Source organism: Nioella aestuarii (genome assembly GCF_050896395.1).
Taxonomy (GTDB): Bacteria; Pseudomonadota; Alphaproteobacteria; order Rhodobacterales; family Rhodobacteraceae; genus Nioella; species Nioella aestuarii.
The window spans coordinates 50,025-75,293 of the sequence record NZ_JBPBBA010000003.1; the positions used below are offsets into that span (position 1 = coordinate 50,025).

The 25,269-nt window shown below is 60.8% G+C and carries 19 protein-coding genes; 7 read left to right on the top strand and 12 right to left on the bottom strand.

The window, feature by feature from the left end:
- Positions 1 to 64: 64 nt before the first annotated feature.
- Entirely contained in the window at positions 65 to 3,565 is a 3,501-nt protein-coding gene (locus ACROHD_RS03120; protein ID WP_432675868.1) for a VWA domain-containing protein, read from the bottom strand.
- Positions 3,566 to 3,649: 84 nt separating this feature from the next.
- Entirely contained in the window at positions 3,650 to 4,012 is a 363-nt protein-coding gene (locus tag ACROHD_RS03125; RefSeq protein ID WP_432675869.1) for a rhodanese-like domain-containing protein, read from the bottom strand.
- A gap of 254 nt (positions 4,013 to 4,266) precedes the next feature.
- On the opposite strand from ACROHD_RS03125, the gene uvrA reads away from it, so the two are divergent.
- The gene (uvrA, locus tag ACROHD_RS03130) at positions 4,267 to 7,125 is read left to right on the top strand and encodes an excinuclease ABC subunit UvrA (protein ID WP_432676019.1); all 2,859 of its coding nucleotides are present in this window, start codon (positions 4,267 to 4,269) and stop codon (positions 7,123 to 7,125) included.
- Positions 7,126 to 7,424: 299 nt separating this feature from the next.
- Here the strand turns inward: uvrA and ACROHD_RS03135 are convergent, their stop codons facing one another.
- The gene (locus ACROHD_RS03135; protein WP_432675870.1) at positions 7,425 to 8,597 is read right to left on the bottom strand and encodes a cytochrome P450; all 1,173 of its coding nucleotides are present in this window, start codon (positions 8,595 to 8,597) and stop codon (positions 7,425 to 7,427) included.
- A 147-nt stretch (positions 8,598 to 8,744) separates the two neighbouring features.
- Between ACROHD_RS03135 and ACROHD_RS03140 the strand changes: the two genes are divergently transcribed.
- On the top strand, positions 8,745 to 9,965 hold the full coding sequence (locus ACROHD_RS03140; RefSeq protein ID WP_432675871.1) for a DVUA0089 family protein: 1,221 nt from the start codon (positions 8,745 to 8,747) through the stop codon (positions 9,963 to 9,965).
- A 44-nt stretch (positions 9,966 to 10,009) separates the two neighbouring features.
- Here the strand turns inward: ACROHD_RS03140 and ACROHD_RS03145 are convergent, their stop codons facing one another.
- The 4 genes from ACROHD_RS03145 to ACROHD_RS03160 form a co-directional block, all read right to left on the bottom strand.
- A complete protein-coding gene (locus tag ACROHD_RS03145; protein ID WP_432675872.1) occupies positions 10,010 to 12,472 on the bottom strand; it encodes a penicillin acylase family protein in 2,463 nt (820 codons plus the stop codon).
- 118 nt (positions 12,473 to 12,590) lie between these two features.
- A complete protein-coding gene (locus ACROHD_RS03150) occupies positions 12,591 to 13,148 on the bottom strand; it encodes a lipid-binding SYLF domain-containing protein (protein ID WP_432675873.1) in 558 nt (185 codons plus the stop codon).
- Positions 13,149 to 13,268: 120 nt separating this feature from the next.
- Entirely contained in the window at positions 13,269 to 14,180 is a 912-nt protein-coding gene (locus tag ACROHD_RS03155) for a lysophospholipid acyltransferase family protein (RefSeq protein ID WP_432675874.1), read from the bottom strand.
- A 93-nt stretch (positions 14,181 to 14,273) separates the two neighbouring features.
- On the bottom strand, positions 14,274 to 14,705 hold the full coding sequence (locus ACROHD_RS03160) for a protein tyrosine phosphatase family protein (RefSeq protein WP_432675875.1): 432 nt from the start codon (positions 14,703 to 14,705) through the stop codon (positions 14,274 to 14,276).
- 195 nt (positions 14,706 to 14,900) lie between these two features.
- On the opposite strand from ACROHD_RS03160, the gene ACROHD_RS03165 reads away from it, so the two are divergent.
- The gene (locus ACROHD_RS03165) at positions 14,901 to 15,218 is read left to right on the top strand and encodes a TraR/DksA family transcriptional regulator (protein ID WP_432675876.1); all 318 of its coding nucleotides are present in this window, start codon (positions 14,901 to 14,903) and stop codon (positions 15,216 to 15,218) included.
- A 115-nt stretch (positions 15,219 to 15,333) separates the two neighbouring features.
- Positions 15,334 to 15,489 (top strand): hypothetical protein, encoded by a 156-nt coding sequence (locus tag ACROHD_RS03170; RefSeq protein ID WP_432675877.1) that lies wholly within the window; start codon positions 15,334 to 15,336, stop codon positions 15,487 to 15,489.
- Positions 15,490 to 15,574: 85 nt separating this feature from the next.
- Here the strand turns inward: ACROHD_RS03170 and hemB are convergent, their stop codons facing one another.
- Complete coding sequence (gene hemB, locus ACROHD_RS03175) at positions 15,575 to 16,573, bottom strand: porphobilinogen synthase (RefSeq protein ID WP_432675878.1); 999 nt, start codon at positions 16,571 to 16,573, stop codon at positions 15,575 to 15,577.
- Between the two features lie 128 nt (positions 16,574 to 16,701).
- On the opposite strand from hemB, the gene ACROHD_RS03180 reads away from it, so the two are divergent.
- Positions 16,702 to 17,217: a component of SufBCD complex gene (locus ACROHD_RS03180; RefSeq protein WP_432675879.1), complete on the top strand. Its 516-nt coding sequence runs from the start codon at positions 16,702 to 16,704 to the stop codon at positions 17,215 to 17,217.
- 26 nt (positions 17,218 to 17,243) lie between these two features.
- Complete coding sequence (mfd, locus tag ACROHD_RS03185) at positions 17,244 to 20,693, top strand: transcription-repair coupling factor (protein WP_432675880.1); 3,450 nt, start codon at positions 17,244 to 17,246, stop codon at positions 20,691 to 20,693.
- Here the strand turns inward: mfd and ACROHD_RS03190 are convergent.
- Genes ACROHD_RS03190 through ACROHD_RS03205 form a run of 4 tightly spaced genes read right to left on the bottom strand, consistent with a single transcriptional unit; the run spans position 20,690 to position 24,574 of the window.
- The gene (locus tag ACROHD_RS03190; protein ID WP_432675881.1) at positions 20,690 to 21,901 is read right to left on the bottom strand and encodes a multidrug effflux MFS transporter; all 1,212 of its coding nucleotides are present in this window, start codon (positions 21,899 to 21,901) and stop codon (positions 20,690 to 20,692) included. The two genes, mfd and ACROHD_RS03190, sit on opposite strands and share 4 nt — an antisense overlap.
- Positions 21,898 to 22,455, bottom strand: a complete 558-nt coding sequence (locus ACROHD_RS03195; RefSeq protein ID WP_432675882.1) for a methyltransferase family protein — start codon at positions 22,453 to 22,455, stop codon at positions 21,898 to 21,900. Before ACROHD_RS03195 ends, ACROHD_RS03190 begins: the two co-directional genes overlap by 4 nt.
- Positions 22,452 to 23,096 (bottom strand): DsbA family oxidoreductase, encoded by a 645-nt coding sequence (locus ACROHD_RS03200; protein ID WP_432675884.1) that lies wholly within the window; start codon positions 23,094 to 23,096, stop codon positions 22,452 to 22,454. Before ACROHD_RS03200 ends, ACROHD_RS03195 begins: the two co-directional genes overlap by 4 nt.
- Positions 23,093 to 24,574, bottom strand: coding sequence for a class I adenylate-forming enzyme family protein (locus tag ACROHD_RS03205; RefSeq protein ID WP_432675885.1), 1,482 nt, complete (start codon positions 24,572 to 24,574; stop codon positions 23,093 to 23,095). Before ACROHD_RS03205 ends, ACROHD_RS03200 begins: the two co-directional genes overlap by 4 nt.
- Positions 24,575 to 24,638: 64 nt before the next feature.
- Between ACROHD_RS03205 and ACROHD_RS03210 the strand changes: the two genes are divergently transcribed.
- Entirely contained in the window at positions 24,639 to 25,262 is a 624-nt protein-coding gene (locus tag ACROHD_RS03210; protein WP_432675886.1) for a helix-turn-helix domain-containing protein, read from the top strand.
- Positions 25,263 to 25,269 lie beyond the last annotated feature (7 nt).

Consider the following 25,269-nt stretch of genomic DNA (forward strand, 5'->3'; position numbering starts at 1 on the left):
ACATCCACGAAAAAAGCCCCCGGAAACGTTAGTCTCCGCGGGCTTTTTCATGTCTGGGGCCCAATCAGGGGGCAAGCACCGTAAAGGGTATGCTGGCCAGCGTCCGACGATCCTGGTTCATCACGTAACGGATCTCGTATTCCCCCGGCTCATCGGGCAGGTCCAGCTGCACCGGGTTCCCGTTGCGGGTGTAGGCATAGTCCTCGTGCCCGTCATCACCGACGCGGGATATGGCGATGAAATCGTTCCGGTAATCCGGCCCGTTATGGCCCACCATGATAGATCCACCCGCAATCCCGCTGCGCTCAGTTTCCAGGATCACTTCTATATCAGTCACCGTAACGGGCACGCGGGCCTGAATGCTGCGATCCTGATTGACGTAGTAGCGGATTTCATAGCTGCCCGGCACCGAGGGCATTGTCAGCCGCGACGGGCTGCCTTCTCGGGTATAGACATAGGTCTCATAGCCATCGTCATCGGGAAGCGATGCGGCGATGAAATCGTTGCGATAATCGGGGCCGTCCCAAGTCACCATGACTGTCTCACCCACACGCGCCGTTTCCGGGGCCGTGACGGTGACGGACAGGGCTGTCACCTCAATCTCCCGCCGGGCGATAACGGTTCGGTCCTGATTGAGGAAATACCGCAGTTCATAGCGTCCCGGCGTAACCGGCATTTCCAGCCGGGCCGGGCTGCCATCACGGGTATAGGCATAGTTTTCATATCCGTCAGGATCGTCCATCGCACCGATAGCGATGAAGTCGTTACGATAATTGGGGCCACCCCAGGTGACATTTATCGTGTCGCCCGCCATGGCGCTTTCCGGCGCTTCAATGCTGGCGGAAACGGATGAAACCGTGATCGGACGCCGAGCAATGACTGTGCGGTCCTGGTTGACGAAGTAACGGATCTCATAGTCACCTGGTTCCACAGGCATCACCAGGCGGGCAGGGCTGCCGTCGCGGGTGTAGGCGTAGTTTTCATAGCGGTCGGGTTCATCGACACGACCCACAGCGATGAAGTCGTTGCGGTAATCCGGGCCTTCCCAAGTCACCAGTACAGTTGAGCCCGCCTCGGCGCTGTCAGGGGCGTCCAGACGCGCGCCCACTTCTGCCACGGTGATCGGATGGCGCGCGATCACGGTCCGATCCTGATTAACAAAATAGCGGATCTCGTATTCACCGGGTTCGACCGGCATCACGAGCGCTGCGGGGCTGCCATCACGGGTATAGGAGTAGTTCTCATAGCGATCGGGTTCGTCCATAGCGCCTACGCCGATGAAGTCGTTCTGGTAGTCTGGCCCGGTCCAATGCACTTGCACCGTGGCCCCGGCCTCGGCGGTCGAGGGTGCTTCCAGCGTGGCAATCACATCTGTCACGGTGATGGCGTGGCGGGCAATGACCGTGCGGTCCTGATTGACGAAATAACGGATTTCATAGCTGCCCGGTTCCGTCGGCATCACGAGAGCTGCGGGGCTGCCATCGCGGGTGTAGGCGTAGTTCTCGTAGCGATCGGGTTCGTCCATCGCGCCTACGCCAATGAAGTCATTGTGGTAATCAGGCCCGGTCCACGTCACCTGAACCGTCGATCCCGCAACAGCAGAGGCAGGGGCCTCCAACGTCGCCTCAACAGCGGTGACGGTGATCGGATGGCGGGCAAGGACGCGGCGATCCTGGTTCAGGAAGTAGCGGATCTCGTATTCCCCCGGCTCCACCGGCATGACCAGCGAGGCGGGGCTGCCATCGCGGGTATAGGCATAGTTTTCATAACCATCCGCATCGCTCAGAGCCCCGACAGCGACGAAATCGTTCTGATGATCGGGCCCGGTCCAGTAAACCTGCACGGTCGATCCGGCGACAGCTGTGGCGGGCGCTTCCAGAGTGGCGACGATATCGGTAACGTCGATCATCCTCGTGCCGATCACTTCTTCATCCACCTGCATCAGATACCGCAGCTCGTAACGGCCGGGTTCAGACGGGGCCTGAAGAGTCACGGGATTGCCTTCGCGCACCAAGATGCGGGCAAGGATCCTGTCCTCGCCCGGAACCGCAAGAACGATCTGGTCGGGGTCATATCCCGGTCCGGTCCAGTCCACCGCAATTGGTGTGCCGATCTCGACACTGTCAGCGGCCTCCAGCGTGGCGCTGGCGGGGGTCACATCCAGCATCCGCGTTGCCAGTACCCGCTGAGTGGTTCCGTCCAGATAGCGCAGCTCATACCGCCCGGCCTGCGACGGCACCCGCAGCGGCATCGGGTTGCCTTCGCTGACAAGCCCGCGCGTTTGCACGATATCGTTCGATGGAGTCACGGCGGCAATGACGTCGCCCTCACCCCCCGGTCCGTCCCATGTCACATCGATGGTTGATCCAGCCACCGCGCTGAGTGGAGCCTCCAAACTGGCGGGCAGGGGAAGGGCGCGGATCGTGCGTTCCGCGAGAACCCGGTTCATCGCCGGATGCACGTATTGCAGCAGGTAGTCGCCGGGCTGATTGGGCAGTGTCACCATCAGCGGATTGCCATCGCGCGGGAAGACCTGAACAAAGCTTTGCGACCGGTCGGTTGTCGCCAGCAACAGATAATCCTCTGCCGCACCGGGGCCCGTCCAGCCAACAGGCACAGAGGTTCCGATCACCGCCTCTTCCGGGGCGGTCAGGCTGGCCTCTGGTACAAGCTCCGGCAGTTGAAAGACAAATTCTTGCGGGCCGGGCAAGGTGACCGTGATCGGTCCGCCATGCTGGGTGCCAGTCGCCACACGGGTCAGCGAGACCTGATACATGCCCGGTTCCAGGTCGGTCTGAAGGCTGGGTGCCTCGTGGCGGTCATAAACCACAGCGCCATTTGCATCGAAGATTTCCCACACCAGCGGCGATACCGGCGCAGTCTGCCCGGGCATCACCACCGCACGCAGGGTGACATTGGTCAATGGCGGTGGTGTCGGGGCCACCGCCACCTGAGTCAGCGCATCGGCCAGTTCCTCGGCGTTCGAGGCCGTCAGGAACTGCCCGCCGGTGTTTTCCGCCAGGCATTGCAATTCAGCAATCCCCTCGGGCTCATCCACATCGAAGCCAATCACATGGGCGGTAAAGTCAATCCCCGCCTGTTCCAGCGCCCGGCCAACGGCACAGGGGTCTGCATCGCAGGTTTCACGCCCGTCCGACACAAGGATCACGGTCGCCGCGTTTTCTGTATAGCGCATCTCCTCTGCGGCCTGAATCACAGCATCAGACAGCGGCGTGCGCCCGCGTGGGTTCACGGAATTTACGATGCGGGCAATTTCATCGCGATTGTTCAGCCCTGGCGGCACCATGGTTTCAATATCGCTACAGTCACCGCGCCGGTTGTGGCCATACATCGTCAGCCCCAGCTCCATATTGTCCGGGATCTGGGTCAGCAGGTCGGTGATGACCTCGCGCGCGATAACGATCTTGTTCACCCCGTCGATCTGCCCCCACATGGAATTGGAGGCATCGAGCACAAGGATCGTTGCCGGATTGTCATTGCTCTGTGCCGATACAGGCATAACAGCAAGGAACGACACAAGGAGAGCGGTAAATAGCGTACGCATAGCGGATCCTGAAACATGAAGGTCAAACAATGACCCAATGCTACGCGTAAATGCTCTCCCATGCAAAGTGATCTGTTGCAGGGCCTATCGCCCGATCACGCCACCCGCCATTTCCCAATGGGCCAGCCCGCCGAGGTTATAGACCTCTTCAAGCCCCATATGGCGCAACATCCGAACAGCGATCTGTGACCGGCTGCCAGAGGCGCAATAGAGAACCACGGGCTTGCCCGAGCGGAATTCCTCCAATTGCTCGGGACTGGCCGGGTCCGCCTTCATTCGGAGTGCCGCGAGGGGCACATGCAATGCACCTTCAGCCTTTCCGGTGGTTTTCACTTCGCTCGGCTCGCGAATGTCGATCACGGATATGCGATCCGCTTTCAGATCGCTGACCGCCTGACCGGGGTCATAGGTGAAGTCTGGGCTGTTTGAGCGAAAGAAACCGAACATAGTGGAATTTCCAGGCATAATTGTTCATGCCTTGTGTGGATGTGCGCCCCGCAGAGATCAAGCTCCTTTCGAAGTGGGTTGCACCGGATTCCTCAATCGCACGGGGACCTTACAGATAGGCGCGCAGATTGCCTGCAAAACAGGCAACGCGATAAACGCTCTGTGGATAAAAGTTCACATTATGTTCTTACTTTTTGGTTGGAGACTCGGGCGCGCTCAACTATCTCTTAACCATGACATCCCCGGGGGCAGGCATGGCCGAGCTGAAGAAGATCGAAGTGCGCGGCGCGCGCGAACACAATCTCAAGAATATCGACGTGGATATCCCGCGCGATGAGCTTGTGGTCATTACCGGCCTGTCGGGGTCTGGCAAGTCGTCCTTGGCCTTCGATACAATCTACGCCGAGGGCCAGCGCCGCTATGTCGAAAGCCTGTCCGCTTATGCCCGGCAGTTTCTCGACATGATGGAAAAACCGGATGTAGATCACATCAGCGGCCTTTCCCCTGCGATTTCCATCGAGCAGAAGACGACCTCGAAGAACCCAAGGTCCACTGTTGGCACGGTGACCGAGATCTACGACTACATGCGCCTTCTGTTTGCCCGCGTTGGCACGCCCTATTCCCCCGCCACCGGTCTGCCGATCGAAGCGCAGCAGGTCCAGGATATGGTCGACCGGATCATGGCGATGGAAGAGGGCACCCGCGGCTACCTGCTCGCCCCAATCGTGCGCGACCGCAAAGGCGAGTATCGCAAGGAAATGCTGGAACTGCGCAAGCAGGGTTTCCAGCGGGTGAAGGTAGATGGCGCGTTCTACGAGCTGGACGAACCGCCCACGCTGGACAAGAAGTTCCGCCATGACATCGACGTGGTCGTAGACCGGATTGTAGTCCGCGAGGGGCTGGAAACCCGGCTGGCCGACAGCCTGCGTACCGCTCTGGACCTTGCCGATGGCATCGCCATTCTGGAAACCGCCCCGAAGGAGGGCGACCCGGAGCGTATCACCTTTAGCGAGAAATTCGCTTGCCCCGTCAGCGGCTTCACCATCCCCGAGATCGAACCACGCCTGTTTTCCTTCAACGCCCCCTTCGGCGCCTGTCCCTCCTGCGATGGACTTGGGGTAGAGCTTTTCTTTGACGAACGCCTTGCCGTTCCCGATCAGACCCTGACCCTTGAAGACGGCGCGCTCGCCCCATGGCGCAAGGGAAAATCGCCCTATTTCCTGCAAACCATCGAGGCGATTGCGAACCATTTCGGTTTTGACCCCGCGACCCCGTGGAAGAAGCTGCCCGACACTGTGCAGCAGGTCTTCCTGCGCGGCTCGGGCGAAGAAGAAATCCCCTTCCGTTATGACGATGGCGGCCGCGTCTACCAGGTCACGCGCACCTTCGAGGGCGTCATCCCCAATATGGAACGCCGCTATCGCGAAACCGACAGCGCGTGGATCCGCGAAGAGTTCGAGCGCTATCAGAACAACCGCCCCTGCGGTGCCTGCGGTGGCTACCGCCTGCGGGAAGAGGCGCTGGCGGTGAAAATCGCGGGTCTCCACGTGGGCCAAGTGGTGCAGATGTCCATCAAGGAAGCCGCCAATTGGTGCGCCACGGTCCCCGACAGCCTGACCAACCAGAAAAACGAAATCGCCCGCGCGATCCTCAAGGAAATCCGCGAACGGCTCGGCTTTCTCAACAATGTCGGCCTCGAATACCTGACCCTCAGCCGCAACGCCGGCACGCTTTCGGGTGGCGAAAGCCAGCGCATCCGGCTTGCCTCTCAGATCGGCTCGGGCCTGACGGGTGTGCTCTATGTGCTCGACGAACCCTCCATCGGCCTTCATCAGCGCGATAATGACCGGCTTCTGACGACGCTGAAAAACCTGCGTGACCAGGGCAACACCGTGATCGTCGTGGAACATGACGAAGAAGCGATCCGCGAAGCCGACTATGTCTTCGACATCGGCCCCGGTGCAGGCGTGCATGGGGGCAGGGTGGTCGCCAAGGGCACCCCGGCTGAAATCGCCGCAGATCCCGCCTCGCTTACCGGCCAATACCTTTCCGGCACGCGCGAGATTGGAGTGCCGATTGATCGCCGGAAGGGCAATGGGAAATCAGTGAGCGTCGTGAAGGCAAGCGGCAACAATCTGCAAAACGTCACCGTCGATTTCCCGCTCGGCAAATTCGTCTGCGTGACGGGTGTGTCCGGCGGCGGCAAGTCTACCCTGACCATCGAGACGCTGTTCAAAACCGCGTCAATGAAGTTGAACGGCGCCCGCCAGACGCCCGCGCCTTGCGAAACGGTCAAGGGGCTGGAACATCTCGACAAGGTGATCGACATCGACCAGCGCCCCATTGGCCGCACGCCGCGGTCAAACCCCGCCACCTATACCGGCGCCTTCACCCCGATCCGCGACTGGTTCGCCGGTCTGCCAGAGGCACAGGCGCGCGGCTACAAGCCTGGGCGCTTCAGTTTCAACGTAAAGGGCGGCCGATGTGAGGCTTGCCAGGGCGATGGTGTCATCAAGATCGAGATGCATTTCCTGCCCGATGTCTATGTCACCTGCGAAACCTGCAAGGGCGCGCGCTACAACCGCGAGACGCTCGAAATCAAATGGAAAGGCAAGTCAATTGCCGACGTGCTGGACATGACGGTCGAGGACGCGCGCGAGACCTTCAAGGCCGTCCCCGCGATCCGCGATCGGATGCAGGCGCTTAGCCGCGTGGGGCTCGACTACATCAAGGTGGGTCAGCAGGCGACGACGCTTTCCGGGGGCGAGGCGCAGCGGGTCAAGCTTTCCAAGGAACTCAGCAAACGCTCCACGGGCCGGACGCTCTACATCCTTGATGAGCCCACCACGGGCCTGCATTTCGAAGACGTCAAGAAACTCCTCGAAGTGCTCCACGAACTTGTCGATCAGGGCAACACGGTCGTCGTGATCGAGCACAATCTCGACGTGGTGAAAACCGCCGACTGGATCATCGATATCGGTCCAGAAGGCGGCGATGGCGGCGGCACGGTGGTGGCCGAAGGCACGCCAGAACAAGTGGCCGAGGTCGAGGCAAGCCATACGGGCCGATACCTCAAGCCGATGCTCAAGGGTCGGACCCTCGCGGCAGAATAGCCCCTTCTTCTTTGTCCAAATACTCCCGCCGGAGGCATCCTGCCCTTACCACGGTTCCAACCGCTGAGCCGGGGCGACTGCGTCTCAATCAATCCGTGGCAACGCGGCCCTTCGAGGCCTCCGGCGCAAGCCGGGGGTTGAGAAGGGCCGCTCTCGGGTCGACGCCGACAGGCGGCGAAACCGCGTTTCATTTGCACGGTGGTCCAGGGCGTGTACGCAGGGTCCGCGCCCGGCACCACCCGAATTTGCGCCCGACAGGGCGCCCGGATCGACGCGCCGAAGGCGCGGCGAAATCCCTCTCAGCGCGTCACCAATAACCGCTCCAACCCGTGGAAATGGTAGATATCCGCGTAACGAGGCTCGGCTGACAGCGCCAGCAAGGGACAGCGATCAAACAGGATCGGCAGGGCAATCTGCAGCTCCATCCGCGCCAGCGGTGCGCCGACGCAGAAATGCAGCCCTGCACCAAAGGCAAGATGGGTCGCCGCCGCGCGATCGGGGTCGAAGAGTTCGGGCGCATCATTCACTCGCTCATCATGGCCGACCGAGCCAAGCAGCAGCCCGATTTCATCTCCACGCTGAAAGACATGTCCGAAAAATTCTATTTCTTCATAGGCATAGCGGGTGAACATATGCAGCGGCGGATCAAAGCGCATGATTTCTTCAACCAATGCGTCAACGGTCCTTTCAGGCACGACGACCCCATGTTCCAGCATCGCCTTTACCCCGTTTCCAAGCGTATGCACCGTCGCCTCATGACCCGCGTTCAACAGCAGGATACAGGTGGTGATAAGCTCATCGGTGGTCAGCCGTTCGCCATCCTCCTCGGCTGCAATCAGGCTGGTGATCAGATCATCGCGCGGATCTTTGCGCCGTTCATCCACATAGCCGCGCATGAACCCTACAAACGCACCCGTCGCAGCCACCGCCGCATCCTCATCCGACCGGCTGCGCCCTGCCATGTACATTTTCACCATGTCATTGGACCAGCTCAATAATTTCTCGCCCATTTCCTCCGGAACTCCCAGAAGTCGGGCGATAATCGTCACCGGCAATGGACGGGCATATGCGTCGAGCAGGTCAAATTCGCCTTCGGGAAACTGGTCGATCAGCTCATGGCAGAGGCTCTCAATGCCGTTCCGTAACCCGGCAATCCGGCGCGAGGTGAAGGCGCGCAGAACCAACGAGCGCAGGCGCGAATGGCGTGGCGGTTCCAGTTCCAGCATGGAATGGGCCTCGACCGCATAAAAGGGCTTCAGGTGATCCGGGACCGGTCTGCGAAGCTCTTCCGGCTGCTCTCGCCCGAACCGCCGGTCGCGCAGCACCGCATTCACGGCCTCATGTGTCGTTGCGCAGGGCATGGCGTAATTTTCCCACCAGATCAAAGGCCCCGCAGCCCGCGCACGGGCGTAGAACGGGTAAGGGTTTTGCACGAATTCGGGATCGGTGGGGGATTGGCTCAGGCGCTGCACGCTAATGTCCTCGGTCGCTGGTTGGGCCAGTTTGTCGCCATTGGATCCCGGCTGCAAGCGGTGCGAAATCGGGGCTGGCAGTCGCGCCGGTCTGGGCTAAGCTGAGCATCACGGGTCCGAACCCACACCGTTTGAGGAGGATTTTCCATGATGTATAAGACAGGCACAGCCCTTGCCGGCGCGTTGTTCACCTTGCTGGCACTGCCTGCTGCCGCGCAGGAGGCCGCTTGCGGCGCAGCTGTGCCCGCCGGTCAGTGGGTTGGCGGCAGCTCTGCCGCATCCGACATCGCCACCGCCGCAGCCCCCTTTGACCTCGTGGGCGCAGTGCCGCCCGGCGGATATCACGTGTCGAACTTTACCGTATCGCAGCCGATGCCCATTCGGGTCGAGGCACAGGGACAGTTCGGCGGCGACCCTGTGATCGAGCTGTATGATCAGTTGGGAACACTGGTGCTGACCGATGACGACAGCGGTGGAAACTGGGCGTCCCGTGGTGAATTGACCCTCAATCCCGGCACCTATTGTCTAGCCACGCGCAGCTATGGTGGCGGGCCGATCCAGGCGGATATCCGGGTTGGGTTGATCGACCACGCGGCCCTGACCATGGGCTCGGGTGGATCAAACATTCAGGCTTGCACGGCTGCAACTCCGGCAACACCTCTTGGCAATGGCCCGATCGATCAGGTCGCAGGTCAGGAGGCGCGGGCCACCAACACCGTGAACGGCGCACCCTATTACCGTTTCACGCTATCCTCGCCAACGCCCGTCTCGATCCGTGCCGAAAATCAGAGCGCAGATCCCTATATCTATATCTACGATGCACAAGGCGTGTTGCTGGATGAGAATGACGACTACAACAGCCTAAATGCCCGCGTGGACTTCCCCGAACCTCTGCCCGCTGGCAGCTATTGCATCGGGATGCGGGCGCTGAACAATCCCGATCTGCCTGTTGAGGTCTCTGTTCAGGTCTATTCCGAGGCCAATATGATGCACGACCTCTACGTCAATGGCGAAGCAAGCCCGCCGCCTGACGGCAGTGCTTTCCCGGTGGTGCAGCTTGGCGACCTGTCCACGATGCTGATCAACGATGGCACTGTCGGGGCGGATGCCCGTTGGCTCAGCTTCTCTGTGCCCGAGGGGGGGCTGGTGCTGATCGACGCTGTTGGTATCGGCATGTCAGACCCGATGATTGCGCTGTTTGACGGCGTTGGACGAGAGCTAGCGTTTAACGACGACGCAAACAACTCGCTCGATTCTCAGATTGCCGCGCGGGTGGCTCCGGGCACTTACATGTTGGCGGTGATGCAGTATCACCGGCAGAATGGGGCGATCCGGATTGCGATTGAACGCTACGTCCCGGCGCGCTGACACCACCGGCAGAAAAAAGGAAAGCCGCCCCTCGGGGCGGTTTTTTATCTTGGTGTCAGGACGGTGATGCCGATATTGCCAGCGGCCGCCAGTTCAGGGTCCAGTGACATGGGAATGTATTCACCGCGCCGCCACAGCTCGCCCAGGTTATCATAAAACCGGCTGAGTGGATGGCCCGACTGGCCCGTTGCGGTGATGAACATGGAACTGTCGGGATCAGCGAAATCATAGACCCCGCGATAGCCCGCCGCATGAACGTTACGGAATGGCGTTGGCAATTCGGCGGTGGTCCGGCCCCGGTTCAGCGTGTTGTCGCCGCCCGATGTGGATTGCCGGATATTCACCGCCCATCCAAACAGCGACGTATTGCCAAGAACCTGATGTTCGTGCACCGCCTCATGGGCGTCGCCCCATCTCCAGGACGAGATGTTGCCGCCGTATTCCTCCGTCAGGTATTGCAGCGCGTCGTCCAGAGCCATTCGGGCGATGTCGGTGCAGGTTTCCTCGATGGTCGAAGGTTGCACATCGCACCAGTCGGACGCGCCCTCGATATTCCGATAGACACGCTCAATGAAAATGGGTTCCAGCCGCTGAAACTCGGGCGCAAGCGGCCCAAGCTCATCCTGAACCAGCCGCTGTTGCAGGGCGCGCATCCAGGCAGCGTAGATCAGAGGCTCAGGCAGATGTTCGTTCATCTCGCCGTTCCAAGCCGCCAGCAGGTTCAGAGCCTCACCGCGTTGAGCCTCGATCGTACCGGCGGGTGCGGCTTGCCCCGTGAACCACAATTCACGACCAACCAGCGGCAGCAGGGTGCGCGCGGTCTGCGAAACGGTGTCGAGCTGAGCCTCGATAAAGCTGTCACGGGTATGGACTTGGCGTGACTGCATCAGATGTTCCCACCGGCGAATACGCTGCGTATCGCCCCAGGAATGGCTGACATGAAGCGGATAATCGCGATCTACCATCCGGTTGTTGGTGTTTCCCAGAATGCCGCCCTCTGGGTCTTCGAAATGGGGATTGGCAAAGTATTGCGTAACGCCCTGCCAGCGTTCTTCTGCCACCCATCCGCGCGATGGAATGCGCCCCTGGGTTTCGCTTTCAACCAGCCTCCAGGGCATGTGGCCGATCACCTGCATGGCGATCCGGTCACGAGTGGCAATGGTCAGGTTCTGAGAGGGCGCGACGAAATACTGGCCGGCGGCCTGGGCCTCTTCGATGGTCTGAGCGCGCATCAGCTCCAGCCCGGTCCGCAGCGAGGTGTTGCGATCCGTCAGCGCGGTCCACGCCATGGACAGGACATGGCCGGGCGGAGTGATGGTGCCGAAATTCCAGTGATGGCCAGGAATGACGGGGCCGTTTTCCGTCCAGCGAAGGGTGATGGTGACGGGGGCGCTGTCGGCCACCTCGATGATCGTGCGGCGGGTCTCGAACTCGGCCCATCCGTCGGGCGTGCGGTATTCTTCGCGGTTGTCGGGGTTCAGCTCTTCAATAAAGAGGTCTATGTCATCCATGTAGGAGGACGTAATACCCCATCCGATCTCCTCTCCGCGTCCCGCCAGCACAATCGGCATACCGGGTACGGTTCCGCCGATAACTCCGCCGGTCGAGAGCTCCAGACGCGCAAGATACCAGATTGTTGGTGCCGTCAGACCCAGATGCGGATCATTTGCAAGCAGAGCCGCGCCTGTTGCCGATCGAGAGGGGGCAGCCGCCCACGCATTGGATGCGCCCGCCAGACCCGGCCCCATATTGAGAAAGAGCGGATCGCGCGGGGCGGTGTTGCTGGCGACATAGCGCGGCATGTCGGGGAACAGCGCGGCATATTCGGGCAATTCCGCCACCGGTGCGCCGGGCGGGTTGGGCAGAATATCGGCGAGCCTTGCGGGATCATTCAGCATCAGCGAGGTTCGCGCGCGCAGTACCTCTGTTTCATGGTGGCCCGCCAGTTGCAGCGCCATCATGTTAACGACAGCGATGGAATCCGCGGGCCGCCATGGCGCAATCTCCGGTGAAAACAGCAGCAGTTCCGGCGCCCCCCGGCCAAGCGCCTCATCCGCGACCAGCCCAAGCCATGCATTCACCCCATCGGAATAGGCTTGCAACATCGCCAAGGTTTCGGGGTCTTGCGCCTGAACCGACCGGCTGGCATGGCCGTACAGGTCGAGCCTGCGCATCAGCTCATCAATTTGAAGGGTGCGTTCGCCAAAAATTTCGGACAACCGGCCCTGCGCGGTGCGGCGGGTCATCAGCATCTGCCACAGCCGGTCCTGCGCATGTACGAAGCCTAGCCCGTAGAAGATGTCGCGATCCGTCTCGCCAAAAATATGCGGGACGTTTGCGTTGGTGCGGATAATCTCAACGCGGTCATTCAAGCCAGACACCCGCCAGTCCGTGTCATAGTCAGGGATCGAGCGCGAAAAGATCCACCAGGCCACGAACAGCGTCAGCACCGTCAGCACAAGGGCCGCAGTCACGATCCGGATCATCCAGCGCAGAAAGGGGGCCATAGGCGTCTCTTGTCTTGGGGCAGGTCGTCAAGCGTCCGCACCCTAGCGAGATGCGCGGCGAATGCAACGAAAGAGGCGGCCAAAATGGCCGCCCCGATCAATCAAAACTTTGTTTCCATCAGGGAAGGATACGGGTGTAGCGCTGACCTTCCAGAGTGGCACCGGCGATCAGGCCGGCCTGCCCGAAGACGATGGCCACCACTGGGCTGAGCAAGCTGTTGGTATCGGTGCCGATATTGCCGCCTTGGGTGCTCACCGCGTAGCGCACATCGCCACCGACTGCCCACCCAGAGGAATAGCGGAAATCGCGCAGTGCCTCTTCGGTCATAAAGAACAGCGCGTGGGCATATTGCTGAGCGCCGATTTGCAGGCCGAACGTGGCAGAGGCAGATGAGAAGTAATCGACCGTCGCGCCGTTGATCCGAAGCGCCCCACGGCCATAGCCACCGCCGATGCCAAAGCCCGCCTCGGTGATCAGTGGGATGACAAGCACACCCTCGGCATCGGACATCAGGTTCCGGGTGCCGGGAATGTTGGCATACATAAAGTCGATCGCGCTATCGACGCGGGCGTCGATCCGGCTGCTGGCATTGCTGCCGAGCCCGTTTCCGCAGGCCGAAAGAAGCGGAATGCTGGCCGCGCCCATGATCATGCTGCGTCTGTTGAGAGTGCTCATAGTCTCTACCGCCTGTGTCTGTCCTCAGGATATTGGGCTTTTTCGCCCTTGATGCGCAAAATACGCGGGTTTTTTCCAGGTGTCACGCCAATAGCGCCTAGAAGCGCAGGATTTCGCCGATCATAGGCCCAATGCGGCGCGTTCTGCCTGGCGGGCAGGCTTCCATCGGCGATGAACCCAGAACCATTGTCCAGGCCGTTCGCGAACCTGCGCCCCAAGGCTGTCCATCAGTGCCTGCGTCATCGTTGTGGGGTCGCTATGGGCTATGGGGGCCTCAAGAAGCACGTCAAAATCAACCCCATTGTCCAGCCGACGCGCATAGATCGGCACAACCAAGGCATTGAATTTCAGTGCAATATCCCCAACCGATTGGGCAGTAGGGGCCGGTTTGCCCAGAAAATCGACGACCACACCCTCGCTGTAGTACTGATCAATCAGCAGGGCCCCATGCCCGCCTTCCTTGACATGGCGCATGAAGTTGGCAACCCCACGGCGACCACGGGCAAATGCGGGGCCTCCCACGGCCTCGACCGTGTGAACATAGTGATCGTTGAAATAGCCGTTATTGAGCGGCCGGTAGAGCCCGCCAAGGCTGAATCCCCGGACATTCATTGCGGCGCGCGCGGCCTGATAGTTGCCGAAATGGCCGGATACGAACAGGATCGGTCGTCCCTCTGCCAACGCTTGCCGGGCCGGTTCCAGGCCCGGACCATGGGTGTTCCAGGTCTCCGCCCGCGCCAGTTGTTCGTCAGTTGCGTAGTTTTCGATAATGACGCGACCAGCATTGTCCAGAACCTGTCGCGCAATGCTCCGACGCTCTGCCTCTGGCATATCGGGCCAAACATAGGCAAGATTGGCTCGGGCGCGGCGGGTATATCCTGTCAGGGGACCGATAAGATTTCGTGCGATCCACCCCATGGCCGAGACCCGGACCGTATGCGGCAGAAACAGAAGCACGGCAATCAAGGCCCGCGCCACGCGGTCCACAATCCAATCGCTCCAATTTCGGCTTTGCGTGTCTTCTACGGCCATAGAGGGCAGCTGTCCCTGACATGGTGGCAAACGGCATGGCCACCAGCGTCACACATAAAGTGGGCGCGGGATGATCTCAAGCGGGCAGGCGGGTCAACCTTCGCGTGCGGCGAGGGCGTCGATCTGTCCGCGCATCCCCTCTAGCTGGTAGCCGGCAGCCCCCGCGGCGGCGATGATATCATCGGTGGCAATCTGCCCTGCCTGCGAGAATGCCCACATGACCGAAGACCTCATGCCAGAGGCGCAATAGGCAACCGATGCACCCTGCGCGCTGTCCAGGGCCTCGGCCTGTTCCTCGACATTGTCCATTGTCATCGCCGCGCCATTGACCGGGTTATAAACGAAGGCCAGCCCCGCGGCCTCGGCGGCAGCCTGCATGGCGGCGGCCTGATGGCTCGGCGGCACTTCCATATCTGGGCGGTTGCAGATCACCGTGGTCACGCCTTGTGCGGCCAATTCGGCCATATCGGCCGGATCAAGTTGGCCAGCTACGGAATGATCTTCGGAAAGCGGTCTCAGGTCCATCTGGGGGCCTCATCGTTGCGGATCAGTCAAATGCCTAACCTGCCGCGCGGCCGGGCAAATGAAAAGCCGAAAGCGTGGCGATTTACGCCAAGCCGTTGATCTCGGTCAAAGTGGGGGCAGGTGCGGCGCGATAAACTCTGATCCAGGCGCCGGACCAGGGCGCATACTAGGAACGCCTACGAAGAGGACAAGAAGATGATCGACCTCGTCAAACGCCGCGATAGCATGATGAAACGTCTGGCCGTGCTGGACGTGAAACTGCACGAAATCGAGGATGAGCTGGAAAGCCATAACACCCGTGATTGGGAAGAGGCTGCAGTTGAGCGCGAGGGCGATGAGGTGCTGGAAGGCATGGGGGTGTCCGGCCAGCACGAGATTCGCATGATCAAGGCGGCGCTCCAACGCATGGATGCAGGCGAATACGGGCTCTGCGTCAAATGCGGGGACGAGATTTCCGAGGATCGGCTGGAGGTGCTGCCCTGCACGCCCTTCTGCCGCAAATGCGCGTCCTGATCGACCGCAGGGAACGGCCATGGGTGGGGACTTCTGGCTGTTCCAGCGGGGTCGGGCCTTCGGGTCCGGCCCGCAAATTCTACCACCCGTTTCGTGACACAAAAAGGATCGCCAGATGACCAAACCACACCCGAAAGCGCCCGAAGAAAAGGGCGAGACCAAGGTCGATCCGGCAGCGGCGCGTGTGGACAATCCGCGCCCGGCACCGCGATGGAAGCCCGATCCGGCCCTGGAAGACGACGACGACCTGTTCAACGATATGCCGGTCTGAAAGAGCCGCTGTGCCTGCTCCCTCGTTGGCGCACGCGTCTTTCGTAAAACCGCCCCACGGATCATTCTGCGGGGCGGTTTTCGATTCAGCCGTTCAGAATGCGTGCCACCCGTGGGGCGAAATAGGTCAGCACCCCGTCACAGCCAGCCCGGCGGAAGCTCATCAGGCTTTCCATCATGACCCGCTCGCCGTCGATCCAGCCATTGGCGGCCGCGGCCTCGACCATCGCGTACTCACCTGACACCTGATAGGCAAAGGTCGGAGCGCCGAAAGCGTCTTTGACATCGCGGCAGAGGTCCAGATAGGGCATCCCCGGCTTGACCATCACCATATCCGCACCCTCTGACAGATCACGCTCGACACAGCGCAATGCCTCGTTCCGGTTGGCCGGGTCGATCTGATAGGTCTTCTTGTCCCCCTTCAGAGCCCCGGACGCCCCAACCGCATCGCGGAAAGGACCATAGAACGCACTGGCGAATTTCGCGGCATAGGACATGATCGAGACATTGCTGAACCCCTCCGATTCCAGCGCGTCCCGCATCGCGCCAATCCGACCGTCCATCATGTCGGACGGGCCTAAGATATCGGCCCCTGCGCGTGCCTGCGCCAAAGCCATTTTTACAAGGGCTTCAACGGTTTCGTCATTGACGATGATCCCGTCGCGCACGATCCCGTCATGACCGTTGGCATTATAGGGATCAAGCGCGATATCGGTCATGATGGCCAGATCGGGCACCGCATCCTTGATCGCGCGAATGGCCCGGTTCGAGATGTTGTCGGGATCCCAGGCAATCTCGCACAGCTCGGTCTTGAGGGAAGGGTCGGTGTAGGGAAAGATGCAGATCGCGGGAATACCCAGGTCGTAGGCCTCCTGCGCTGCCTTGACCAGGCAGTTGATGGAAAAGCGATGCACGCCGGGCATTGAGGAAACCGGCTCTTCAATGCTCTCGCCCTCGCGCACGAAGACCGGCCAGATCAGATCATCGACCGACAGGTTGTTTTCCCGAACAAGCGCACGGACGGAGGCGTTGGCACGGGTGCGGCGGAACCGGGTTTTGGGGAAGGGGGCCTGGTTGTTGCGCATGGGGTCTTCCTCCTCATCATGTGTTGCAAAATGGGGTGGCATGTTCGCGCAGTTTTCTCAAGGGCTGGAAACCTGCGCGGTGCGCGACTAATGTTCCCAGAAATTGTGAATTGAGTGGCAGAGCGGCCTTGGATTTTCTCGAACTTGCAACGGAAGTGATCGACCTTAGGTCGTTCTCGAACCTGTGGTACTGGATCGCGCTTGCAGCGCTGTGGTCCACGGCCAGCCATTGGATTGTCGGCGTGCCGTTCGACATGGTGACCCGCGCCCGTCGCGGGCATGAGCGGTCGATCCATGACATGCGCGTTCTGGCAGAAGTCAACGTGAACCGCATCCTTGCGTTGGTCGAGTTATCGGGTGTTTTCGCGATCGGCTTTACTTCGTTTCTGATCACCGGTCTTGCGGTTCTGGGATGGGGATACGACGTTGAGTTCTGTCAGGCTGTCTTCCTTCTGCTTGGCCCGATGTCGGGCGTCGCTGCCCTGAATATCCGCACCGCGCACAAGCTGCGCGATACAGGGTTCGAAGACTTGGGTCGTCGCTTGCGCACGCATCGGATGATGGTGCAGATGATCGGTATGGTCTCAATCTTCATCACGGCGTTCTGGGGCATGTGGACCAACCTGCACTATGGTGCGCTCTGACTTTAACTTCGCGGGGCAACCCACTCATGGATAATAAAAACCATGTCCTCATGGGGGGCGTTCCAGAGGGGTTTGATGCGACCCGGCTGCTGCGGGAATTGTCCACTGGGGATGGCCCCGTGCTACATGTGGCGCGCGATGACAAGCGTCTGGCAGCCATGGCCACGGCATTGGAGTTCTTTGATCCGTCCGTGCCGGTTCTGCGCTTTCCCGGTTGGGATTGTCTGCCATTCGACCGTGTCTCGCCCAATGCCGATATCTCAGCCTCTCGGATGGCAACACTGGCGACGCTGGCCGCCGGGCTGGAGGGGCGGTTCATCGTTCTCACAACGCTTAGCGCCGCCACTCAGTACGTGCCACCGCGCGACCTGCTGAAAAGCTCTGCCTTCGTGGCGGAGGTCGACTATCGTTTGAATGAAGAAGATCTTCGCAACTTCCTGGTTCGTATGGGATTTTCCCAATCCCCCACTGTGATGGAGCCGGGCGATTACGCAATCCGCGGGGGCATCATCGATGTCTGGCCCCCGGGCGAAGACATGCCGGTAAGGCTGGATCTGTTTGGCGATGTGCTGGATGGTGCGCGCAGGTTTGACCCCGCGACGCAACGCACCACCGAAAAGCTGATACGCGTTGAATTCGCTCCGGTGTCCGAGGTCATTCTCGACGACGCTGCGATTGCCCGATTCCGACAGAATTACCGGGTAGAGTTCGGCGCAGGTGGCGGTGAAGACCCGCTTTATGAAGCGATTAGTGCGGGCCGCAAGCATCAGGGTGTCGAACATTGGCTGCCATTCTTTCATGAACGGCTGGAAACCCTGTTCGATTATCTTCCCGATGCGACGATCACACTGGACGACCAAACCACGCCGCAACGGCTGGCCCGTTGGGAAACCATTGAAGATCAATATGATACGCGCAAAACTGCGATGACGCAAAAGGGCCGGATGGACACGGTTTACAAGCCGTGCCCGCCGGAATTGCTGTATCTGACGGATGCCGCCTGGGACACGGCCATCGCAGGTCATCGCGTGGTTCAGTTTTCGCCGTTGCCACAAGCCTCCGGCCCTGGCGTGGTGGATGCGGGCGGGCGGATCGGGCGCAGTTTCGCGCCGGAGCGTCAACAGGAAAACATTAGCCTTTTCGGAGCTTTGGCCGATCATATTCGGTCAGAAAGCAAGCGCCATGCAGTCGTCATGGCCTCTTGGTCCGAAGGCGCGCGGGAACGATTGTGGGGCCTGCTGGAAGATCAGGACATCACAGATCTGACGGAGATCTCCGACGGGCTGGTCGGCCTAAAGGCGGGCAGTGTGAATTTGGCGGTCTGGCCATTGGAGCAGGGCTTTACCGGTGCCGGGGTCACGGTGATTTCGGAACAGGACGTGTTGGGCGACCGCCTGATCCGGCCAAAGCGGAAAACCAAGCGGGCGGAAAACTATCTGACCGAGGCGCAGAGCCTTAGTCCCGGCGATTTGATCGTTCATGTCGATCACGGGGTGGGCCGTTATAAGGGGCTTGAAACCGTTACCGCCATGGGCGCGCCGCATGAATGCATCGCGTTGGAATATGCGGGCGGCGACCGTTTGTTTCTACCTGTTGAAAACATAGAACTTCTTAGCCGATATGGCCATGAAGAGGGGCTGCTGGACAAGCTCGGTGGCGGGGCTTGGCAGGCCAAGAAGGCCAAGCTCAAAGAACGCATTCGCCAGATTGCCGACAAGCTGATCCGCATCGCCGCAGAACGCGAACTGCGCCACGCCCCGGTGATGGAACCGCCCGGCGACATGTGGGAAGCGTTCTGCGCGCGCTTTCCCTACGAGGAGACCGACGATCAGCTGTCCGCCATTGGCGATGTGATCGAGGATCTGGAACGTGGCCGGCCGATGGACCGGCTCGTGGTGGGCGATGTTGGCTTCGGCAAGACCGAGGTCGCCATGCGCGCGGCCTTTGTTGCGGCGGCATCCGGGATGCAGGTCGCCCTGATCGCGCCCACAACGCTTCTGGCCCGCCAACACGCCAAGACCTTTGCTGATAGGTTTCGGGGATTTCCCATCAATGTCAGGCAGTTATCGCGCTTTGTTCCGGCAAAGCAAACGACTGACACCCGCAAGGGTCTGGCAGATGGCAGCGTCGATATCTGTATTGGCACCCATGCGCTTTTGGCCAAAAACATCCGGTTCCAGAACCTCGGGCTTCTGATCATCGACGAAGAACAGCGTTTTGGCGTCGGCCACAAGGAACGGCTGAAGGAAATGCGATCCGAGGTGCATGTGCTGACATTGTCTGCCACCCCCATTCCGCGCACGTTGCAGATGTCTTTGTCCGGGGTTCGTGATCTGTCTCTTATTGGCACGCCGCCTGTCGACCGGCTGGCGATCCGCACCTATGTCTCCGAATTCGACGCGGTTACGATCCGCGAGGCGCTGTTGCGTGAACATTACCGGGGCGGGCAGAGCTTTTACGTCGTGCCGCGGATCGAGGATTTGCCCGAAATCGAGGAATTCCTGCGCACACAGGTGCCCGAGGTCAGCTTTGTCGTTGCCCATGGCCAAATGGCGGCGGGCGAGCTGGATGACCGGATGGTGGCCTTCTATGACGGCAAGTATGACGTATTGCTGGCCACCACGATCATTGAATCGGGCATCGACATCCCGACCGCCAATACGATGGTGATCCATCGGGCCGACATGTATGGCCTCGCGCAGCTTTATCAGATCCGGGGCAGGGTGGGCCGCGCCAAAACGCGCGCATACGCCTATCTTACCACGGAACCGCGTGCGAAGCTGACTCCTGCGGCAGAGAAACGGTTGCGCGTGCTTGGCAGCCTCGACAGCCTTGGCGCGGGTTTCACCATCGCCAGCCAGGATCTCGATATTCGCGGTGCGGGCAATATCGTGGGCGAGGAACAATCCGGCCATGTGAAAGAGGTGGGCTTCGAGCTCTATCAGTCCATGCTGGAGGAGGCGATAGCCAAGATCCGGTCGGGCAACATGGAGGCGCTGACCGATGACGATGGCACCTGGGCCCCGCAGATCAACCTTGGCGTTCCGGTCCTGATCCCTGCTGATTACGTGCCCGATCTGGATGTTCGCCTCGGGCTCTACCGGCGCCTGTCGCAGCTTCACACGAAAGTGGAATTGGAAGGCTTCGCCGCCGAGCTGATCGACCGGTTCGGGAAACTGCCCAAAGAGGTCAACACGCTGTTGCTGGTCGTGCGCATCAAGGCGATGTGCAAACGGGCCGGAATTGCCAAGCTCGATGGCGGGCCAAAGGGCGCGACGATCCAGTTCCATAACGACAAGTTCGCCAACCCTGCGGGTCTGGTCGAATTCGTTCAGGCTCAGAACGGGCTGGCCAAGGTGCGTGATACCAAGATCGTGGTGCGAAGGGACTGGTCCAAGGACAGCGACAAGATCAAGGGCGCCTTCGCCATTGCCCGTGATCTGGCCGAGAAGGTGATTGCCGCGAAGAAGGCTTAACGCCCCTCACGCGGCAGTTTGGTTGCAATCATCAGGCTGATCGCGGTCACCACCAGCACCGACAGAACCAAAGGCGTTGGCGTCCCATTGAAAAGCTGCCCGATCACGGCGCCAATGACCGCACCGCCTACGGTGGCCACGGCCCCCATGACGGAAGAGGTCATTCCGGCTATGTGGCCCATGGGTTCCAGCGCCAGCGCATTTAGGTTGCCGATGGTGAAGCCGGTTGCCGCGAACTGCCCGGCAGTCCAGACGAGGAAGATCCAGAATGTCCAGGGGGCCTCGGTTCCAATGAACAGAAACACCACCCCCGCCCCGACAGAAACGGCAATCTGCGCCATCAAGGCCCGGCGGATAAGCGGCCGCATACCAAGCCTGACCACAAGCGTCGCATTGACCAATGGCGGCAAGGCCGCGAACACAGCAATCCCTGCGAACCAGAAGTGGAAGTGCCCGCCACGGTCGTAGGTTATGTCAAACACCTGCTGAATAGTGCTGATGGTGGCGAAGAGAACCCCGAAGATCATGATCTGGATAAGCGTTGAGAGCATCACCTGCCGATGCCCCAGAACCTCCTTCATTCCGGCCCACAACATGGCGCCCTGCAACGGGCGACGTCTTTCGACCGGCAGGGTCTCTGGCTGGCGAATGCCGACCCAGCCAATGGACACGACGGAAAACAGAACAAAAGCCAGGAAGATGGACCGCCAGCCAGCCAGGGCGATGATCCCCGCGCCGATCATTGGGGCGACGGCGGGAAAGATCATGAAAACCAGCATGGCAAAGGACACGATCCGGGCCATCTCTCGTCCGGAATAGAGGTCGCGCACAAGCGCCATCGAGGCAATGCGCGGCCCGGCGGCTCCAAGCCCCTGAATGGCGCGGGCGGCCAGAACCAGTTCGAGCGTCGGCGCAAAATAGGCCATGACCGCCCCGATCACGTATAGACCCGCCCCCCAATAGATCACCGCTTTGCGCCCGAACGCATCCGACAGCGGCCCGGTGAAAAGTGTGCCCGCACCCATTCCGAAGACGAACGAGGTCAGCACCAGCTGCGCGAGATTGGCGGCGTCCGGCGTCAGCTCCTCTGCAATCTCGGGCAGGGCTGGCAGCATGGAGTCGATCGAAAAGGCGATGGTCGCGAACATCATCCCCATAAGGGCGATGAACTCACCCTGGGACAGGCGGCGGGTATTGGAATCGGTCATGAGCGGCTCGAAAATCTCGGCACAAGGAACGGGGTTTTGGCGGAATAAGCCGCAAAGAGGTCTGGATGGCGCGATTGAATGGCGAGGTCCTCGACCCTTGATCCGTATCCCAGCATGAGCGACGCGGCAACCCCGAGGATCAGCGCCTCAGGCGAGCCGATGATCAGCGCCAGTCCAACAATGCTGACGATCTGCCCCAGATATTGCGGATGCCGGCAGAGCGCATAGGGGCCACGGGTGGCGATCCCCACATCCCATCCACTGGTGCCCTTCAGCCCGAGGGCGGCGGTGGCCCATGTGTGTACAACGCTGCCAATAGCGGCCAGCGGCAGACCCAGTCCAAAACGCAGGCCAGCAGGCAAAACCGGGCTCTGCCCCCAGGTCTGCACCAGACCCACATAAATCAGCGTGGTCAGCCCCCAGGCCCATGTCGCAGTAAAGAAGTTTCCTTTGCGGGGGGGCCATGGACCATGGCCGGGCTGTCTGTCGGACAGGATCAGGATCACGGTCCAGATCACGGTGGCCGACAGACCCAGAATGAACCCGCCGCTCATTCGGCCTCTTTCATCATTCCCCGGATATCCTCGATCACCTTGCCCCACAGTTCGGGCGGTTGCGCACCGGTCAGGACGTGCTGGTTGGCGATGACGAAGGTCGGCACGCCGGTGACGCCACGTTCGCGGGCATGGGCGTCGCGGGCTCGGATGTCGTCCGCATCGGCCTCGCCCTCAAGCAGGGTTGCAACCATGGCCGCGTCAAGCCCGCTTTCCCCGGCAATCTCGGCCAACGTTTCCTTGTCACCAATATCGCGCCCGTCGACGAAATAGGCTTTGAACAGCGCCGAGACGACGGGTGTCTGGCGCTGCTCGATCCCGGCCCAATGGATCAGCCGATGTGCGTCGAGCGTATTGGGCGTGCGCGCGATGCCTTCGAAATTGATCTTCAGGCCGGCCGTTTCCGCGTGCTCCACCACCGGGGCATAGGCCCGGACGGCCCCTTCCTTGCCACCGAACTTGGCCTCCAGATAGGCGCGTCGGTCCATGCCGCCTGCGGGCATGTCCGGGTTCAGCTGGAACGGATGCCATTCGATGGCGAACGGGTGGTCGCCAGCGGCTTCAAGCGCGCGGTCGAGATAGGCTTTGCCGATATAGCACCAGGGGCAGATCGGGTCGGAAAGGATGTCGAGCTTGATCATTGAGTGTCCCTGATCGCGGCGGCCAGCGCCTTACGGTTGAGTTTTCCGTTTGCGCCACGGGGCAGCGCATCCATGCGGGCATAAAGCCTTGGTTGCTTATAGCGCGCAAGACAGGCTTGCGCGTGGTGGCGCAGGTCGGGATCGGAGAGATCGCTGGTATGCGCCAGACAGATGATATGCGTATCTTCGCGGATTTCCACCGAGACCGCGGCGCAATCCCCCACAATCGGCGCAAAAGCGCGCTCGATCTCTTGCGGGGACACGCGAAAACCACCGGCATTCAGCATATCGTCGGCTCGGCAATGGTAGACCAGTGACCCGTCGGGCGCGGCATGAACCATGTCACCGGTTACGAACCAATCGCCGGTCAGCGGCAGGTCGAAGCAATCATTCTCCAGATACCCCAACATAAGCCCGTGATCGCTGCGATGAATGGCGAGAATGCCGGTTTGCCCGAGTGAAACCTCTGCACCGGTTTCGTCCAGAATGCCCACGCGACGGCCTGCCTGTGCGAACCCGAGCGTATGCGGCGGCGCGGGCCGGTCGGGGCTGCCTGAGATGAAGGTCGAGCATTCCGACATGCCAAGCGCTTCGTGGATTGTGGTGCCGGTGGCTTTACACCACGCCTCGCGGATTGGCTCGGACAGCTTTTCACCGGCGCTCAGCCCGTGGCGCAGCTTCGGCATGTGCGCGATTGGGGCGCGCAGCATCTGTCGATAGACACCCGGCGCGGCGGCGAACATTGTAGCGTCATGGCGTTTCAACAGCAGGGGCAAGGCAGAGGGATTGGTCCCCTCGGCCGGTATCAACGCCGTTGCCCCCAAGGACCACGGGTCCAGCAGACCGGTGCCAAGTGTGAAGGTCCAGTTAAAGGCCCCGGCATGAAGCAGACGGTCATTTTCACGCAGCCCATACCATCCTTCGTGCATCAGACGCCGAGCCCAAATGGCCCGATGCGCATGGGCTACGGCGCGGGGTCGGCCAGAGGTGCCGGAGGTGTAAACCAGATAGGCCAGCCGGTTTGGGTCGCCCATCTGGTAGTCCGCACGGTCATGATCGGCCAATGCCTCCAGATCGCTCACAACGGGGCAGGGAAGGGGATCAGGCAAGGCGATGCCTTCATGAGAAAGGATCAGTTTTGGAGCTATCTCTGGGGCGAGACGGCTGATTTCCGGCTGCGTCAGTTGCGCCGAAGTCGGCACCGGGACCAAGCCGACAGCTATGGATGCCAGATAGGCAATGGGAAAGTCGGGCCGGTTGCCAAGACGCAGAAGAATCCGATCGCCCGGTACCACCCCTTGCGCCAAAAGCCCGCTGGCCATGCGCAACACCCGGTCCTCAAGTCGCGCATAGCTCCAACGGTCGGACCGGGTGGGCGACAGCACTGCAAGTGCGATCTTGTCTGGCAGGTGCTGCGCCTGCGCCAGAACATAGGCCGCGAGGTTAAAGGGCGTGGGACAGGGATCCAGCTGTGACATGAAACCGGGGTAGGCAAGGCGCGGGACAGTTGCAAGACCTCGTGGCGCGGGCTAAATCGCTGATATGGATTTTTCAGACGAACCCAGCCTTATCCGCCTTGCCCGCGAAAGCGGCACGCAAGATCGCCCGCAACCGGTTGATCTTGCCATTCGCGTCCGAGAGTTGCGAAAGCAGCGGGAATGGACGCTGGAACAGGCGGCGCAAAAGGCTGGCCTGGCGCGGTCAACGCTGTCCAAGATCGAGAACGGGCAGATGTCGCCCACATATGACGCGCTTAAGAAACTGGCGGACGGGCTGGATATCTCGGTGCCGCAACTGTTCACGCCCACGGTGAATCCCAAGGTCAATGGCCGCCTTGCCGTGACGCAGACCGGCACCGGCGAGCCGCATCCGACCGCCACTTATGAGCACGAAATGCTGGCTCCGCAGCTGACCCAGAAAGCCATGCTGCCCTATCGCGCCCGCATCCGCGCGAGAAGCTTCGACGAGTTTGACGGATGGGTCCGGCACGAGGGCGAAGAGTTTCTATATGTCCTGACCGGCGAGATCCAACTGATCACGGAATTCTATGCCCCGGTGAACATGCGCAGGGGCGACAGCGCCTATTATGACGCGACCATGGGGCATAACGTGATCTCGATCAGCGCAGAGGATGCAACGATCCTTTGGGTGACGTGTCTGGGGTGATCTGCGA